At 70.1% G+C, this 15,762-nt stretch carries 14 protein-coding genes; 3 read left to right on the top strand and 11 right to left on the bottom strand.

Annotated elements, in window-relative coordinates; translation table 11 throughout:
- Positions 1 to 230: 230 nt before the first annotated feature.
- From ACFVWW_RS02470 to ACFVWW_RS02450, 5 genes are all read right to left on the bottom strand, one after another.
- A complete protein-coding gene (locus tag ACFVWW_RS02470; RefSeq protein WP_384182556.1) occupies positions 231 to 734 on the bottom strand; it encodes a flavin reductase family protein in 504 nt (167 codons plus the stop codon).
- Positions 731 to 1,078, bottom strand: a complete 348-nt coding sequence (locus ACFVWW_RS02465) for a cupin domain-containing protein (protein WP_384182553.1) — start codon at positions 1,076 to 1,078, stop codon at positions 731 to 733. The genes ACFVWW_RS02470 and ACFVWW_RS02465 overlap by 4 nt, the downstream gene beginning before the upstream one ends.
- Before the next feature lie 51 nt (positions 1,079 to 1,129).
- A complete protein-coding gene (locus ACFVWW_RS02460) occupies positions 1,130 to 2,578 on the bottom strand; it encodes a 4-hydroxyphenylacetate 3-hydroxylase family protein (protein ID WP_384182550.1) in 1,449 nt (482 codons plus the stop codon).
- On the bottom strand, positions 2,578 to 3,267 hold the full coding sequence (locus tag ACFVWW_RS02455; protein WP_386875426.1) for a DUF2848 family protein: 690 nt from the start codon (positions 3,265 to 3,267) through the stop codon (positions 2,578 to 2,580). Before ACFVWW_RS02455 ends, ACFVWW_RS02460 begins: the two co-directional genes overlap by 1 nt.
- A 71-nt stretch (positions 3,268 to 3,338) precedes the next feature.
- The gene (locus tag ACFVWW_RS02450) at positions 3,339 to 4,862 is read right to left on the bottom strand and encodes a UbiD family decarboxylase (RefSeq protein WP_384182545.1); all 1,524 of its coding nucleotides are present in this window, start codon (positions 4,860 to 4,862) and stop codon (positions 3,339 to 3,341) included.
- 214 nt (positions 4,863 to 5,076) lie between these two features.
- On the opposite strand from ACFVWW_RS02450, the gene ACFVWW_RS02445 reads away from it, so the two are divergent.
- Positions 5,077 to 5,748, top strand: coding sequence for a UbiX family flavin prenyltransferase (locus ACFVWW_RS02445; protein WP_384182542.1), 672 nt, complete (start codon positions 5,077 to 5,079; stop codon positions 5,746 to 5,748).
- Here the strand turns inward: ACFVWW_RS02445 and ACFVWW_RS02440 are convergent.
- The 6 genes from ACFVWW_RS02440 to ACFVWW_RS02415 form a co-directional block, all read right to left on the bottom strand.
- The gene (locus ACFVWW_RS02440) at positions 5,701 to 6,675 is read right to left on the bottom strand and encodes a LysR family transcriptional regulator (RefSeq protein ID WP_386875424.1); all 975 of its coding nucleotides are present in this window, start codon (positions 6,673 to 6,675) and stop codon (positions 5,701 to 5,703) included. The genes ACFVWW_RS02445 and ACFVWW_RS02440 overlap by 48 nt on opposite strands.
- A gap of 13 nt (positions 6,676 to 6,688) precedes the next feature.
- A complete protein-coding gene (locus ACFVWW_RS02435) occupies positions 6,689 to 8,491 on the bottom strand; it encodes an FAD-binding protein (protein ID WP_386875422.1) in 1,803 nt (600 codons plus the stop codon).
- 8 nt (positions 8,492 to 8,499) lie between these two features.
- Positions 8,500 to 9,726, bottom strand: a complete 1,227-nt coding sequence (locus ACFVWW_RS02430; RefSeq protein ID WP_384182533.1) for a M24 family metallopeptidase — start codon at positions 9,724 to 9,726, stop codon at positions 8,500 to 8,502.
- 81 nt (positions 9,727 to 9,807) lie between these two features.
- On the bottom strand, positions 9,808 to 11,409 hold the full coding sequence (locus tag ACFVWW_RS02425; RefSeq protein ID WP_386875420.1) for a gamma-glutamyltransferase family protein: 1,602 nt from the start codon (positions 11,407 to 11,409) through the stop codon (positions 9,808 to 9,810).
- Complete coding sequence (locus tag ACFVWW_RS02420) at positions 11,406 to 12,644, bottom strand: amidohydrolase family protein (protein WP_384182527.1); 1,239 nt, start codon at positions 12,642 to 12,644, stop codon at positions 11,406 to 11,408. The genes ACFVWW_RS02425 and ACFVWW_RS02420 overlap by 4 nt, the downstream gene beginning before the upstream one ends.
- 15 nt (positions 12,645 to 12,659) lie before the next feature.
- The gene (locus ACFVWW_RS02415; RefSeq protein WP_384182525.1) at positions 12,660 to 13,433 is read right to left on the bottom strand and encodes a FadR/GntR family transcriptional regulator; all 774 of its coding nucleotides are present in this window, start codon (positions 13,431 to 13,433) and stop codon (positions 12,660 to 12,662) included.
- Positions 13,434 to 13,719: 286 nt separating this feature from the next.
- On the opposite strand from ACFVWW_RS02415, the gene ACFVWW_RS02410 reads away from it, so the two are divergent.
- The gene (locus ACFVWW_RS02410) at positions 13,720 to 14,160 is read left to right on the top strand and encodes a heme-binding protein (protein WP_384182522.1); all 441 of its coding nucleotides are present in this window, start codon (positions 13,720 to 13,722) and stop codon (positions 14,158 to 14,160) included.
- A gap of 61 nt (positions 14,161 to 14,221) precedes the next feature.
- Positions 14,222 to 15,751: an ABC transporter substrate-binding protein gene (locus tag ACFVWW_RS02405; protein ID WP_386875417.1), complete on the top strand. Its 1,530-nt coding sequence runs from the start codon at positions 14,222 to 14,224 to the stop codon at positions 15,749 to 15,751.
- Positions 15,752 to 15,762: the final 11 nt, after the last annotated feature.

Raw genomic sequence — 15,762 nt, 5'->3', positions numbered from 1 at the left:
AACGGAGCAGTATCCGGCCTGTCTGCGCGGCGTCTCTGCTGTGCTCCGCTTACGAGGCAACCGACAGCCCGTCACCACCGCAACACGACGTATCGGCACCTGTGTCACCCGGGCGGGCGCAGAGGCTGCTCCCGCCCGGTCGTTTACGCAGGTCACCGGAGTAGCGGCGGTCACCGGGGAGGAAACACCGGAAGGACGGCGAACGGGCTACGGACGCCCTCCCGGCCTGGTCAGTAGAACCACTGGGGCGCGGGGGCGGACTGGTCGGCGACGGCGCAGAACCTGCCCCCGAGGAAGCCGAGCGGCTCCCCCTCGCGGTCGGCGAGCCGGTCGACCCGGCCGACGATGATCTGGTGGTCGCCGGCCGGTACGACCTGCTCGACGGCGCACTCCACATGGGCCAGGGCGTCGGGCACGACCGGAACGGCGAAACCGCGGCCGTGCTCCAGGGGGAGCCCGGCGAAGTGGTCCGTACCGCGATGGGCGAAGCGGAGCGCGATCCGCTCCTGTCGCGCGGAGAGAATGCTGACGCCGAACCGGCGGCTGCGCACGATCGCCGTCGTGGTGCGGGCCGAACTGGCCAGGCACACCAGCAGCAGAGGCGGTTCCAGCGAGACGGACGTCAGGGAGTTCGCGGTCATTCCATGGGCCGCGTCGTCGTCCACCGCCGTCACGACCGTCACCCCGGTGAGGAACCGGCCCATGATGCGCCGCATCTCCAGGCTCTCGATCATGGCGCGTAATAACGTACTTCGAAGGTCGTGCAGCCTTCGGTGGTGCGCCACGGCCCGTGCTCCATCCCGGGCGGCCGGCAGGCGTACATGCCCGCTGTGAAGGTCTCGCCGAGTCTCAGGTCCGTGATCGAACCGGTGAGGATGTAGACCTCTTCCCAGAAGTCGTGGGTCAGCACGCCGTTCGGTGTCGTGTCGGTCCCGGGGGCGAAGGTGAGGATCCGGGACGCCGCGCCGGAGTGGGGGTCCAGCGAGAGGATGCGCTCGCTGAGTGCCGGTACGTCCCCGGCGCAGGGTGTGGGTTCCACGGACTCGGCCGGGAAGAATTCGTACGCGCGCTTGGCCATCGCCTGACGCCTCCGTTCGGTTGCTCGGCCCACCGGCCGATCGGGTGTGGGCTATTCGTCGCTGCCGTAGCTCGCCAGGAACCTGTCGACCTCGTCGACGGCCTCCTCGTAGCCGTAGTTGCGGAACGCGTAGCCCTTCGCCACGAACGGGGCCCCCGCGTAGAACATCTCGTACTGCTGGTGCCGGCCGCCGAACTCGCTGCCGAACGAGTCCCAGGCCAGCTTGAAGAGCTTGACCCGGTCCTCCGCGTCGACTCCGGGGGACCTGACATAGCGGTCGATGTCGGGGCGGGTGGTGGAGCTGCGCATGTCCTCGACGCTGGACGGCACTTGCAGGACACCGCCGCCCACCAGCTCGCGCAGGATGGACACCGCGCGTGGATACAGCTCCGACTGGAGCCCCATGGCGCCGTAGAGCGCGCGGGCGCCCGGCCGCCAGATCCCGGCGTCGTCCGGGGTCGCGGTGTGCTCGGCGGCGATCACACCGGACTCCACCACCGAGGCGATGGCGGCGAGTTCACCCAGTTTCTCGACCACGCCGGGTATCCGGTCGATGCCGTTGACGGCGGCGACCTTGCGTGCGATCCCGGCGAGGAACTGGAGTTTGACCGCCAGTCTGATCTGGGCCTGCCAGTTGCCGAAGACATGCGCGCCGGTGTCGAAGAACTGCCGCTTCAGGCCGTCGACATCGCGGTCGACGAAGACCCGCGACCACGGGACGAACACGTCGTCGAAGACGACAAGGGCGTCGGTCTCGTCGTAGCGGCTGGTCAGCGGGTAGTCGTAGCCACTGGTCGCGGCGGGCGCGTAGGGGCGGCGGCAGTGGAGCTTCAGACCGTCGGTGGCGATCGGGAGGACGAAACTCAGCGCGAAGTCGCGGTCCTCGGGGCCGAGCGGCTTGATGCACGAGACAAGGATCTCGTCGGCCACGGCGGCGCCCGTCGCGAGCATCTGCGCGCCGGACACCACCAGGCCGTTCAGGCCCGCCGCCGCCACACCGACCTGGACGAAATCGTCACCCCAGGCGTGTGCGGTGGTCGCACGCGACATCTGGGGCGGGATGATGGCGTACGAGACGTAGAGCTGCTCGCGCTGGACCTTGCGGTGGTACGCCGTCACGTTCTCGCCGAGCTCGCGCCCGCCGCTGTTGAACTCCTCGGGATGCGTCGCGAACGCGGTGAGGAAGGCGCCGACATGGTCAGGGCTGCGGCCCACCCAGCCGTGGCTGTGCCGGGCCCACAGCTGCACCGCCCGGCGGTAGGCGGCCAGCTCTCTCGGGGTGCGCGGGGCGGTGAAGACCCGGTTCGTCTCCTCTCCCGTCGCCTCGTCCACACACGACATGCGCGAGTTCGGATCCGCCGCGACGTCGTACAGCTCGGCGACCGTACGGGCGATCGGGGAGAAGGCCGGATGGGCCGTGACGTCCTCGACGCGCGCGCCGTCGACATAGACCTCCCGCCCGTCCCTCAGAGCGGCGAGATACTCAGCACCGGTACGCATCAGGGCCTCCTCCGGCCGACGTGGTAGGTGTGCGCGAGATGCGCACGACCCGGCATGGTGAGGGCGATGTCCCACCGCCGCCCGGGCTCGAACCGGCCGTGCAGCAGCGGCAGGGTGCCGCAGAAGAGGGCCAGGTCGCCTGCGTCGGGTGCGAGGGCATCGGGTGTCAGGGCGTCGAGTGCGCGCCGCCAGAGGTCGCCGGGCGTGCGCAGGCCGCCGAGCGTTCCGTCCTGGTACGCGCGGCCGTCCACGGCCGACGTCGCGCGGACGGCGTCGAGGTCCACCGAGGACGGCTCGCCAGGCAGGGCCAGCACCGAGGCACCGACCGGCTTGGGGCAGACGGCCTTCGACTCGAGGACACCGCGCCGCTCCAGTTCCCGGTCGGTGTGGTCGGATCCGACGGCGAGATACCACCGGCCGCCGGCCCGGATCAGCACCGGTTCGACTTCCCCGGAGGTGTGCTCGCCGGCGACGGCGATGTTCTCGGCGGTCGTCAGGAGCCGTGGGTCGAGTGTGTAGAACATCGGGACCGTCGGCGGGGGTTCCACGCCGATCTCGGCCAGCTCGGCTATGTGGGCACGTACCGCGGTCTCGTCACGGCCGGTGTAGCCCGCCACGATCAGCCGCCGGGGCCGGACGACGACCTCCTCGTCGCTGCCGGCGACACGCAGCTCCAGCCGGGGCGCCACGGGGGTCGCGAGACGTGAAGGGCTCGGGGGGTTGGGGGGTCTTGGAGTTTTTCCGGGTCTCGAAGGGAGTGTCATCGGCCGCCGTCCCATCCGGTGAAGTGGTAGTCCGCCCATCGCTCTCGCACCTGGGCGAGGTCCTCGGCCGCCGGCGCCACGGTCGGCGGGAAGCGCGCGCCGTTCCACTGGGGCTGCGGCTTGAAGCGCCAGGTCTTGGTGGCGTCGATGAGCATGCGGTTCCACAGCCCCGCGCCGAGGTCGTCGACGGAGCGCTCCTCCAGCGGGGTGCTCGGGTCGATCGGCGACCCGAAGGTTCCCGGGAAGACCACGATGTCGTCGGTGCCCGGGCGTACCCGGTAGGCGATGGCCCAGTCGGTCGCCGAGTAGTCGCCCGGGTCGATGTCCTCGTCGACGACGATCACGTACTTGTAGCGGTACAGCGCCGCGCCGCTCGCCCACAGCGCGGACGCGACCCACTTCGCGTGCCCTTCGTTGACCTTGCTGATCTGCACGACGATCGTCGTGCCGTTGTTGACGGGATGGACGAAGATGTCCCGTACGCCGGGAACCCCGGCGGTTTTGAGCGTCTGCCAGGCGATGGCGGCCCGCTGCACGGACGACATATAGCTGTTCTCGCCCGAGGCTCCCGGCAGCGATCCTTCGAGCGTTCCCCTGAAGACGGGGGAGTCGCGATGGGTGATCGCGGTGACCTGGATGGTCGGGCGCCGGGTCGGCAGGTCGCTGACGTATCCGGTGAACTCCCCGAAGGGGCCTTCCATTTCGTAGCTCTCCGGGTCCGGCGAGATGAATCCCTCGACGACGATCTCGGCCGTCGCCGGTACCGGCAGGTCGACGGTCCGGCCCCGGACGAGGGGTACGGGCTCTCCCAGGTAGGCGCCCATCACGTCGTACTCGCACACGTCCGGCGGGAGCGGGCTGCCGGCGAGGAAGTCCATGACCGGATGCCAGCCGTAGACGCAGGCCACCGGCATCGGTTCGCCGCGCTGGACGTACTTCGCCCAGTGCCGGCCCCAGTGCTGGCTGGGCACCATCAGCATCGGGATCTTGTCCGGCCCTGAGATCATCCCGCGGTAGACGCCCGCGTTCACCGAGCCCGTGTCCGGATCCTTGGTGATCACCGCGCCGAAGGTGTTGATGTAGCGACCGCCGTCGAGGTGGTGCCACTGGGGGACCGGCAGCTCCCGCAGGTCGATGTCGTCGCCCAGGACGACGTTCTCGTGGACGGGCCCGTCGTCGACGAAGACGGGCGGGATCCGCTCGGCGTTCATGCGCAGCACGTGCTGCACCAGTTCGTGGTTGCCGATCTCGTCGTCGAATCCCAGCAGCAGCGAGATCCTGCGGTGGCCGGCCAGCAGGCCGGTGGCCAGTTGGCCGCACCGGGCGCCGGGGAGGCCGTAGTCCTTGATGTTGCTGAACAGCAGGGCGGGACCTTTGCGGCGCAGCACCTCGCGGGCGACCGTGCCGAGTTCGCGGTTCCAGTCGACCTCCCCCTTGACCTCGGCGAGTTCACCGTGGGCGGCCAGCATCGCCATCGCTCGGCGCAGGTCCGTGTCCGTCGGGGGCGGGGAAAGCGGCAAGGAAAGCACCTCCAGTCCGGAATCAGCCGGAGCCGGGCCGGGATGCGGCCGGGAGCCGGGATTCGGCGGGGAGTCGGGATTCGGCCGGGACGGCCGAACCACACTGCAAGGCTGCGCCGGGTGAGCGCCGGGCAGCAATAACGTTCCGGCTATGGCGCCCATAGCCATTGGCCGACCGCCCGGACGCACGGGGGCGGTTAGTGTGTTTCCGCCGGTGACGGAGTCGGTGGCGGTGGCGGTGACGGAGTCAGTGTGGAAGGCGGCCATGGCGAAGCAGCGGTTGATCGTCGCGCTCACCGGCGCATCGGGGGTCGTGTACGGGATTCGCGCCCTCCAGATGCTGCGGCCCGACCCGGACGTGGAGACGCATCTGGTCATGACGAAGGCCGCGTGCGCGACGCTCGCCCAGGAGTGCGATCTGACCGTCGCCGATGTGCGCGGACTCGCCGATGTAGTCCATGCCGACGGTGATCTCGGCGCGGCGATATCGAGCGGCTCCTACCGCACCGCCGGCATGCTGGTCGCCCCGTGCAGCGTCAAAACACTGTCCGGTATCGCTCATTCGTACGACAACTCGCTGGTGGTCAGGGCCGCCGATGTGACGCTCAAGGAGCGCCGCCGGCTGGTCCTCCTGCTGCGGGAGACCCCTCTGCACGCCGGCCATCTGCGGTTGATGAGCGAGGTCACCACGGCCGGGGCGATCGTGATGCCGCCCGTGCCGGCGTTCTATCTCCGGCCGCGGTCCGTCGAGGACATCGTCGACCACACCGTCGGCCGCGCCCTGGACCTGCTGGACGTCGCACCGCCCGGCCTGCGCCGATGGGACGAGGACGGGCGCTCAGCCCGCTCGTCCGGCCCCGCCGTCGCCGTCGAGGGGATCTGGTAGGCCGAGAAGGCCGGGCGGCTCCTCCGTCCTGCCCCGGCCCGAGGCCGACGCCAGATGCGAGGCGGACACCAGATGCCTGACGATCGCGCGGGACGGCGGCGCCAGAGCGCCCGCGCCGCGCCACACCACGACGAGGTCGCGGTGCAGATAGGGCTCCTGGATATGCACGGTGGGAAGCCCGGCGTCGGCGGCGAGTTCGGGCAGTACGCAGATGCCGATGCCGGCCCGGACCATGGCCCAGACGCTCGCCAGATGGCGCGCCTCGATCGCGATGGCGGGCGCGAACCCCACCCGTCGGCAGGCCGACTCCATCAGCTCGCGCAGCGCGCTGCCCGCCGGCATGGCGACGTAGCTCTCCCCGGCCAGCGCGCGCAGGCTGGTCTCGGACCGCCCGGCGAGCGGGTGCCCGGGCGGCAGCACGGCCGCGAGCGGTTCGCGGGCCAGCGGCATCCGGCTCAGCTCGGCCTGTACGGTCTGCTTCCGCACCGCGGCCAGGTCCAGCCGGTTCGTACGGACCATGTCGACGAACTCCTCCGAGGAGTCGCGTTCGACCACCGAGACCGTGACCTCCGGATGCTCGCGGCGCAGGCTCGCGAGGGCGCCCGGGAGCAGCCCCGCGCCCACGCTGGGCAGCACCCCGAGCGTGACCCGCAGACGGGCCGCGGGCCGCTGCGCCTCCCGTACGGACTCGCGGGCCCGGTCCAGCTCGCCCAGCGCCCGGTTCGCGTGCTGGAGAAAGACCTCGCCGGCCGCGGTGAGGGTGACATGCCGCCCTGACCGCTCGAACAGGACGGCCCCCAGCTCGTGTTCGAGCTTGCGTACCTGGACCGACAGGGAGGGCTGGGCCAGATAGAGGCGGGCGGCGGCGGCCGTGAAGCTCCCGGTCTCGGCAATCGCCTGTACGTAACGGAGCTGGTGTATCTCCATGCCGGCTCACGTCCTATCGCGCGGCGGAGGCCGCGGCCGGCGGCCGGCGGGCGGCGCGGAGCCGGTCCAGCAGGGCGCGGACGACCGGCCGCCAGTCGGCCACGACGCCGAGGTCGGCCGTACGGAACACCGGTGCGTCCGGATCCCGGTTGACGGCCACGACGGTGGCCGCGCGGCGCACCCCGATGGTGTGGTGGTCCTTTCCCGACAGACCGAGGGCGAGGTACACCTCCGGAGCGATGCTGCGCCCGGTGACCCCCACCTGACGGCCGTGCGGCTGCCATCCCCGGTCGGTGACCTTGCGTGTCGCGGCCAGCTCCGCGCCGACCGAGGCGGCCAGTTCCCGCAGTAGGGGGTAGTCGTCCGGGTCCACACCGGCGCCCACGCCGATGACGATCCGCGCCGACGCCAGTTCGTCGATCCCGCTGTCGGTCCACTGCCGTACATGCGTCACCCGGCTGTCCGCCGGGGCCGTCAGCGAGATCACCGGGATCCCGGCGGGTACCCGGGAGACCGGTGTCGCCAGCACCCCCGGGCGGACGGTCACGAGCTGGACGGCGGAGTCGGCGTACACCGCCGCGAGCGTGCTGCCGCCCGCGACCGGCTTCTGGCAGATCAACTGACCTTCTTCCAGCGCCAGTTCGACCGCGTCGCCCACCAGTCCCGCGCCGAGGCGGGCGGCGATCCGCGCGGCCACCTCACGGCCCCAGCTGGTGCCGGGACCGAGCAGCGCGCGGGGGCCGCGGTCCAGGCACCAGCCGGCGACGGCGGAGGCGATGTCCTCCTCGGCCGACGGGCGGCCGGGGTGGCCGGGGTGCCCGGGGTGGCCGGAGACGATGACCGCCTCGTCGGCGCCCCAGCATTCGGCGGTCTGCGGGGTGAGATCCGTCCCGGACAGGACAGCCGTGACCCGGCCGGGACTCAACCGGGCCGCCTCGCCCAGCAGTTCACGGGTGATGCGTGGCCGGCCCGGCTGGGCCAGCACGGCCACCGGGTATGCGCCGGCCTGTCCGGCCATCCCGGGATGCGGCCGGGCCGGGGCGGTGTCGGCCGCGGCCGATTCCAGGATCTCCGCGATTCGTCCGGCCTGTGCGTCGAGACCGCCGGCGAGGACCGTTCCGGCCCGTACGGACGTCAGCCGGCGCAGTGTCCCCACCCGGGTCGGGCTGCCGGCCTGGCCCCATGGTCCGGCGCCGAGGTCCGCCGCAGTCACCAGCCGGATCCGGTCGCGCAGTGCGGGCGTCTCGACGGCGTCGGGGCGCTTCGCCGGCGCGCACAACCGCTCGGCGCAGGACAGGACGGCGGGCAGCGCGACCACCGAATCGCGCCAGCCGTCGTCCCGTTCGGTACGGGCGGTCAGGACCTGGCCGGCGAGGCGCAGCTCGCGCACGCCGGCCAGGAACGGCAGGCCGGTGAGCTCCGCGAGCTGCGGCCCGACCTGCCCGGTGTCGGCGTCCACCGAGTTGCGCCCGGTCAGGATCAGGTCGAAGGGGCCGGCCAGGGTGAGGGCCGCCGCGAGCGCCCGTGCGGTGGCCAGGGTGTCCGACCCGGCGAACGCGGGGTCGCTGATCAGTACGCCGTCGTCGCAGCCGAAGTCCAGTGCCTCGACCAGCACCTGACGGGCCGTCATCGGTCCCATAGTGACGACCGTGCAGCTGCCGCCGGTCGCGGCGGCCAGCTCGACCCCCTTGGCGACGGCCCGCCGGCAGTGCGGGTTCATCTCCATCGGCACTCCGGAGCGGGCCAGCCTGCCGTCACGGTCGAGCGCGATCTCCTCGATCAGCGGGACCTGCTTGACGAGGACCGCGATCCGCATCGGCCCGCTCACAGGACCGTGAGCCGCGGGGGCAGCCGGTTGACCGAGCGGGCGCCGTCCTCGGTGATCACGAAGGTGTCGCCCATGAAGACCCCCTTGGTCACATCGGCGCTGCACGGGTGGATCTCCACACAGCAGGCCATGTTCGGCTCCAGCACGATGTCCTTGTCCGGCCGGTGCGAGGTGCCGACGAAGGGCCCCGCGTCCAGGGGGTTGAAGACGCCGTGCACGAGCGGGGCGACGACCTGGTATCCGCGGTCGAGGATGACCTGACCGGCCTCCCGCAGGTCGCGTGCGGTGCAGCCGGGGCGCAGCGCCTCGGTCACCTGCTCGTACGCGGTGAACATGACGTCCAGGAGGTCTTCGTACTCCGGCGGCGGCGCGCCGAAGACGATCGGCTTGCCGGTCTGGGCCTCATATCCGTGTCCGTCGCGGGCGCCTATCTCCATCAGCAGGACGTCGCCCTGCGCGATGGTGCGGTCGATCGGGCGGGGCCGCTGGAATCCGCTGACGGGCGTGAACATCGATTCCGCACAGGCGAGGACCATGCAGGGGATCTCGCCCCCCTGGTCGGCGATCGTCTGGTAGATGATCCGGAAGAGGTCCTTCTCCTGCATGCCGGGCCGCAGTTCGTCGATCACCGCCTGTACGGCGGCGTCCCCGATGCGCCCGGCCTCTTCCAGGCAGACGAGCTCCTCGTCGGACAGGACGGTCCTGATCCGCCAGAACTCGTCGGAGAACTCGGGGAATTCGGCGCGGGGGAACGCCTCGCGCAGTGCGTCGTGGTGGTCGCGCGGCAGCGAGAGCCAGGGCGCCGGCTTGACGATGCCGATGCGTCCCGTCTCCAGCCGCAGTTCCCGCAGTCGCTCCACCAGGATGCCGGAGGTGTTCAGCGCGCCGCGCACGTCCGGGATGACCGAGCGCGCCACCCGGTCGGGAAGGCGGGCGTTCAGCCCCAGGACGGCGAGGGTCGGCTCGCCCTCGCGCGGGAAGATGACGAAGGAGTCGAGTTCCATCGTGCCGATGTAGTTCGACAGCCATCGGATGTTCGCCCAGCCGCGTTCCCAGATCGCGTTGCTGCCGCTGACCAGCAGGCAGTCGAGGTCGTGCTCGGCCATGAACCTCCGGGTGAGGTCATGGCGCCGGGTGAACTCCGCGTCGGAGAACGTGGGCCACCGATAGGCGGCGCGGTCGATCTCATCGTCGTATCTGATGATGCCGTTGCGGATCGACATGCGGGACTCTCCTTCCTGGTATGGGGTCGTCTTCCTGGTGTTGATCGTCGTGTCGGGGCCTGCGCCGCCCGAGTGGCCCGTTCAGCACCCGCTGACCGCGGCGCCCCGGCGGCTGTCCGCCACCGCGTACGGCTTCGCCCCCGGGCCTGTGCCCACGACCGTGCAGCTGCCGAAGAGGTCGTCGTCGCGGAACTCGGCGACGGCCACCGGGTGCCCGAGCCGGCGCAGGCCGTCCGCGTGCTGCTCCGGGAAGCCCTGTTCGAGGTGGAGCATTCCGTCGTCGACGTTCCGGCGCGGGGTTCCGTGCAGCCAGCGGGGCTGCTCGACCGCGGCCAGCGGCGCCATCCCGAAGTCGAGGTGGTTCACCAGGACCTGGAAGTTGGTCTGCACCTGCCCGCGTCCTCCCGGCGTGGCGCCGGCGATCACGAGCCGTCCGTCCCGCTTGGCCATGTACGTGTTCAGGGTGTGCAGCGGCCGCCCGCCGGGCACGAATTTCGGACCGGGGCCGCCGTCCAGGCGCAGCCCGGCCAGCCTGTCGTTGAGTACGACGCCGGTGCCCTCGACGATCTCGCGGGAGCCGAATGTGTTGAACAGGCTGTGGATCAGCGTCACCGTCGTGCCGTCCGCGTCGGTGATCGCCAGGCAGGTCGTGTCGTTCCCGCCGGGCAGCGGGATCCGGCCGCCCTCGGCCCCGGACGCCAGCCGGTCCCGCCACCACGCGGCGCGGGTGGGTGAGAGCCGTTCGACGATGTCCGGGAGTGTCAGCTCCTGGGCGTTGTGCAGATCCGAGAAGGCCGCCACCTTGCAGCGCACCATGAGATCGACCAGCTCCACGCTGCCCGGTTCCGTCCCGGACAGGTCGAACTGTTCCAGCAGGCCGAGTTCGGAGAGCATGAGCATGCCCATGGAGACGGGCGCGTGCTGGTAGATCCGGTATCCGCGGTAGCCGACCGAGAGCGGTTCGGTCCACTGCGTCAGATGACCGGCGAGATCGACCGCGTCGAGCAGCCCGCCGGTACGCCGCATCTGGCCTGCCAGCTTTTCGGCGAACTCCCCCCGGTAGAACCAGTCGGTCCCGTAACGGCCCAACAAGTCCAGGCTGCGGGCCAGATCGGGCTGGGTGAAGACCTCGCCGGCCCGGTGGCCGTTGCCGGACAGGAGAGACGACAGCCCGGGATACTCCTCGTCGCCGGCCGCCGCGACAGCGGCCACGGCCGCCGCCGTACGGTGGTCGAGCGCGAATCCCTTCCCGGCGAGGCCGATCGCCGGTGCGAGCAGCGCCGCCAGGGGCATCGAGCCGAACCGCTCAAGGGCCAGGCTCCATGCCATCGGAAGCCCCGGTACGCCGACCGACAGCGGCCCGAACCTCGGCAGCCGGTCACGCCCGGCGAGCGCCGCACCGCGGCGGAACGGCGCGGCCCCGCTCCCGTTGAGAGCGACGACGCCGGTGTCCTCGCGATCCACCATCAGGAACAGGTCCCCGCCCAGACCGCACCACGGGAACTCGACCACGCACTGCGTCGCGGACGCGGCCACCGCGGCATCGATCGCGTTGCCGCCGGCCGACAGCACGGCCGCGGCGGTGTCCGCTGCCTGCCGGCTGCCGGCCGCGACCACGCCCTGGTCACCGTAGACGAGGGAGCCGCTGCGCGGCCCCGGCTCGGCGGCGGGGCCGGTGCTCAAGCCTGTGCGGGGTGAGCGCCGGGCGCCGGGGAGTCCCACGGCGTCGACAGCAGACGGAGGTAGTCGCAGGCGTTCCCGCCCATCAGCTTGCGCAGCGCCGGCTCACCGATCGTCTCGCCCCAGGCGAGCACATGATCGGTGTGTTCGGGGAACATGCACTCCGGGTGCGGGAAGTCGGAGGCGTACATGAGCACGCCGTCACCGAGGATGTCGTTGGTGGCCTTGGTGAGCTGCGGTCCCTCGTGGGCCTCGATCGCGCAGAACACCTTGCCCATCTGCACGTATTCCAGAGGCGTGTGCTTCAGACCGGGCTTGACCCCGCCCTTGACGTAGGAGACCTGGCTGGTCAGCCGCACGATCCAGTGGGCGAGCCAGCTGTGCCCGGTCTCGACCGTGGCCAGGCGCAGGTTCGGATAGGTGTCCAGCATGCCGCTGATCAGGACGTAGGACATCAGCCGCTGGGCCCCCCACACATGTGCCGCCGTGCGGGCGACGATCGGGTTGTCCCAGATGTCGCGGTAGCCGGGGAAGTAGGGGGGCTCGTAGAAGAAGCTGTGGTGCAGCAGCGGGAGGTCGGCCTCGTCCATGGCCTCCCAGATGGGCGCGAGATCCGGATCGTCCACCGGCACGCCCTCCGGCAGGAGCGGCCAGGCCGCGGCGACCCAGTCCTCCCCGGCCAGTTCGCGGATCGTCTTGGCGGCCCACTCCGGGTCGGCGGCCGGCGCGAGGACCAGGCCCTTCAGCCGCCGGCTGTCCGCGCTGCAGTAGTCGGCCTGGTAGCGGTGGTAGGCGCTGTACATCGACTTCGCGAGACTCAGATCGAGGGCGGTGCTGCCGGGTGCCCACGGCGCGGGGATGAGGACGTTGATGTCGACGCCCTCGACGTCCATGTCGAGGAGCCGTCCCTCGGAGTTGTCGTGCTGGATCCCGTCGCGCGGCTTGCCCGTCGCGATGTTCTGGACACGGCCCTCCAGCGCGCCCTTCCCGCCGCCGCCCTCGCCCTCCTCGCTGTCGCTCTTCATTCCGGCGACCCGCTTGTACGGGCGGGGGTCGACCCGTACCACGTCGTAGTCGGTGGTCGGGTGCCCGCGGCCGGGGACGGGGGTCATGGTGCGGGTGTACGGCGCCAGCTCGGCCTTCCGGTCGAGCAGCTCCCGGTCGGCGTAGCGGAGCAGGACCTCCAAGGAGGGTGTGACGTGGGTGTCGACATCGACCACTCTGTAACCATTGCGCATGAAGAGCACTCCCTATCAAGGTGCGGGACGGACGCTCGCTACGGCCGAGTCCGAGGTACGGACCCGTTCCATGAGCGCGTGTGCGGTGAAGTTGAGGTGTTCGAGGGTGATGCGGGCGGCTTCCTCGCCGTCTCCGGACGCGATGGCCCGCAGGATCTCCTCGTGCCCGAGCGGGCCGCGCCCGATGGGCTGCTGGCCGGGCCGGCCGAACACCCGCCAGAAGGCGGGCCGTTTGAACAGCAGATGGCGCGCGGAGTGGTAGACCTGCGCGAGCACCGGATTGCCGCCGGCGACAATGACATGGGTGTGGAACTCCATGCTCAGCGTCTGGTAGGTCTCCGGATCTCCCGGCTCCATGGCCGAGACGATGTCGTGCAGTACGGCGAGGTCCTCGGCGGTGTGGTGCGTGGCCGCGAGCCTGGCGCCCTCGACTTCGAGGAGTCTGCGCGTGGCGAAGACCTCCTGGATCGACGCGCGCACCGCGAAGGCGCCGTAATCGACCTCGTTCTCGGGTACCTGCTGCGCGTCGTTGACGATCAGCTTCTTCGCCCGGCGATGGACGAAACCAGCGACCTCCAGCCCGCGCAACGCCTCCCGGACCGTGGTGCGTCCGACGCCGAAGGCCTCGCCGATCTCCCGTTCCGTGGGCAGCGCCGTGCCGGACGCGAGACGCCCGGACAGGATCTGCTCGCGCAGCCTGGTCAGCACCGTCCCGGCGAGCGTGCTGCGCCGGATGGCGCCGCTCGGGAGCGTGGGGGACTGGTCCTGTGAAGTCTGGTCGCCGGTCATGAGCGTGTGAACCTCCGTGGCCCGGCTGCCCCGTTCATCCGGGCTCGGGCCGACTCGTTGTCGCTTACTGTCAGACAATAAGATAGAGCTCCAGCGGCGCTCGTCAAGACCGAGTTGGCCGGAACCGGTTGCCGGGGCCGACTTCTGCCCTGTGATACCGCATGTTTCCGTCATGTTTTTTCGCGTCGCATCGCTTGACGCGGATGCCATGGGTGGTGATGCTGAGGGCCAACTTGGTCAGACAAACGGTCAAACAGTCCGGCCTTGGAGGGTACGGATGGACGCCATGAACCGCAGGGGAGCGGACCGCGCTCCGATGGATTTCGAGTGGGCGCTCCGCTACGTCATGAAGGCGCGGGAGTTGGGCGCCGAGCGGGGGCTTCACGTCACCGTCGCCGTGCACGACGCAGCCGGACACCCGGTGCTCGTCGCCCGTGGCAGCGAGAAGTGGCACGGCCCGTACATGGCGATGGGAAAGGCCCGACTGGCCGCCGCATTCGGAAAGCCGACGGCGGTCCTACTGGAGAACTGGCGCGACCGGCCGCTGTTCGCGTCCAGCCTCAACGATGTGCTGCCCGGAGGAGTGACCTTGAATCCGGGCGGCTACCCCATCGCGGTCGACGGCAGGATCGTCGGAGCGATCGGGGTCGGGGGCGGGACCCCTGACGAGGACGACATGGTGGCACGCCTCACGGTCGAGGCGCTCGCCTCGGGGGACTCCGCATAGGAGGTATGCGACCTCCCTTATTCACCGCGCCAGGCGGTGGACCAAGAAAGGACCCCAGGAGATGGGTTCACTCCGAGCAAGACAGCTGATCGGCTTCATAGGCTCCGGCGCGATCGTGATGTCCGGCCTCACCGCGTGCGGCGGTTCGCCGTCCAAGGCGGACAAGGGCCCCGGCGCGCTCGTCGCGGCAGTATCCACGGAACCGTCCACGCTCGACCCCCAGCTCAGCAATGACCGCAGCACGCGGATCGTCACCGACAACGTATTCGAGACCTTGCTCGTACGGGATGTTAAGGCCGCGATCCAGCCCAAGCTGGCGACGGCTTACGAGCGGGTCGACGACACCACCTGGCGGCTCACCCTCCGCAGTGGTGTGACCTTCCAGGACGGCTCTCCGTTCGACGCCGATTCGGTCGTCTACAGCATCGAACGGATCATCGACCCCGACTACGAAACACAGCGCACCTCGTACATCGAGGGAATCGCCGGCGCGCTCAAGGTGGACGAGCTGACGGTCGACATCAAGACCGACGGTAAGAACCCCATTCTGCCCGCCGAGTTGACCAGTATCCCGATGGTCTCGGAGAAGTCCGCGTCGGCCAAGGGCTTCGGCCAGAGCGTCGTGGTGGGCACCGGGCCCTACCGGTTCAGTAAATGGGACCACGGACAGGACATCCAGCTCACTCGCTACGACGGGTACTGGGGCAGCGACCCGTCGATCGAGCGATTCACCGTCCGGGTGATCGCAGACTCGCAGACCGCGCTGTCCGCGCTCCAGGCCGGCGAGGTGGACCTCGTCTTCGACCTCCTGCCGGAACAGGCCCAGCTCGCACCGCAGGTGAAGGAGATCAAAGCCTCCGACTTCAGCTACGCGGCCTTCAACACCTACAAGAAGGAGCTGTCCGACCCGCGGGTCAGGGTCGCGATGAACCTGGCGGTCGACAAGGAACTCATCGCGAAGACGAGCTACCAGGGACACGCGACCCCGAACGCCGCGCAGAACCTCGGGGAGGGCATGATCGGGTTCAACTCCGCTGTCTCCGCCTTCCCCTACGACCCCGAGCAGGCCAAGAAACTGCTCGCCGAGGCCGGCTACCCCGACGGATTCGACATTCAGCTCAATGTCCCGATCGGGCGGTACAGCAAGGGCGAGGAGACGGTCGAACTCATCGCCGACGAGCTCAAGGACGTCGGCATCAGGGCCGAGGTCGTCAAACACGAGTGGAACGAGTACCGCGCCGCCGGGCGGGTCAAGGGCACCAAGAAGGGCGCCTTCGACATCAAGTACGGCTGGAACTCGAACGAATGGTTCGACGCGGCCCGGATCGAGGCGCACATCACCTGCGACGGCGATTCCAGCAAGTACTGCAACAAGGACGTCGACAAGCTCATGGCAAAAGGGCTGACGACCTTCGACCAGACCGAGCGGCAGTCCATCTACGCCGAGGCGTGGCAGGAACTGCACGACGACCCCTACTCCATCTATCTGCTCCAGCAGAACTACATCTACGGCACAAGCAGCCGACTGGTGTGGACGCCCCGCCCCGACGACACCTACTTCGTGTCGACGATGAGCTTCACGAGCGAGTGAGGGTGATCCGG

The organism is Streptomyces sp. NPDC058198 (genome assembly GCF_042882605.1).
Classification (GTDB): Bacteria; Actinomycetota; Actinomycetes; order Streptomycetales; family Streptomycetaceae; genus Streptomyces.
The sequence above is the reverse complement of the archived record's forward strand: the minus strand, read 5'-3'. Positions and strand labels throughout refer to the sequence as shown.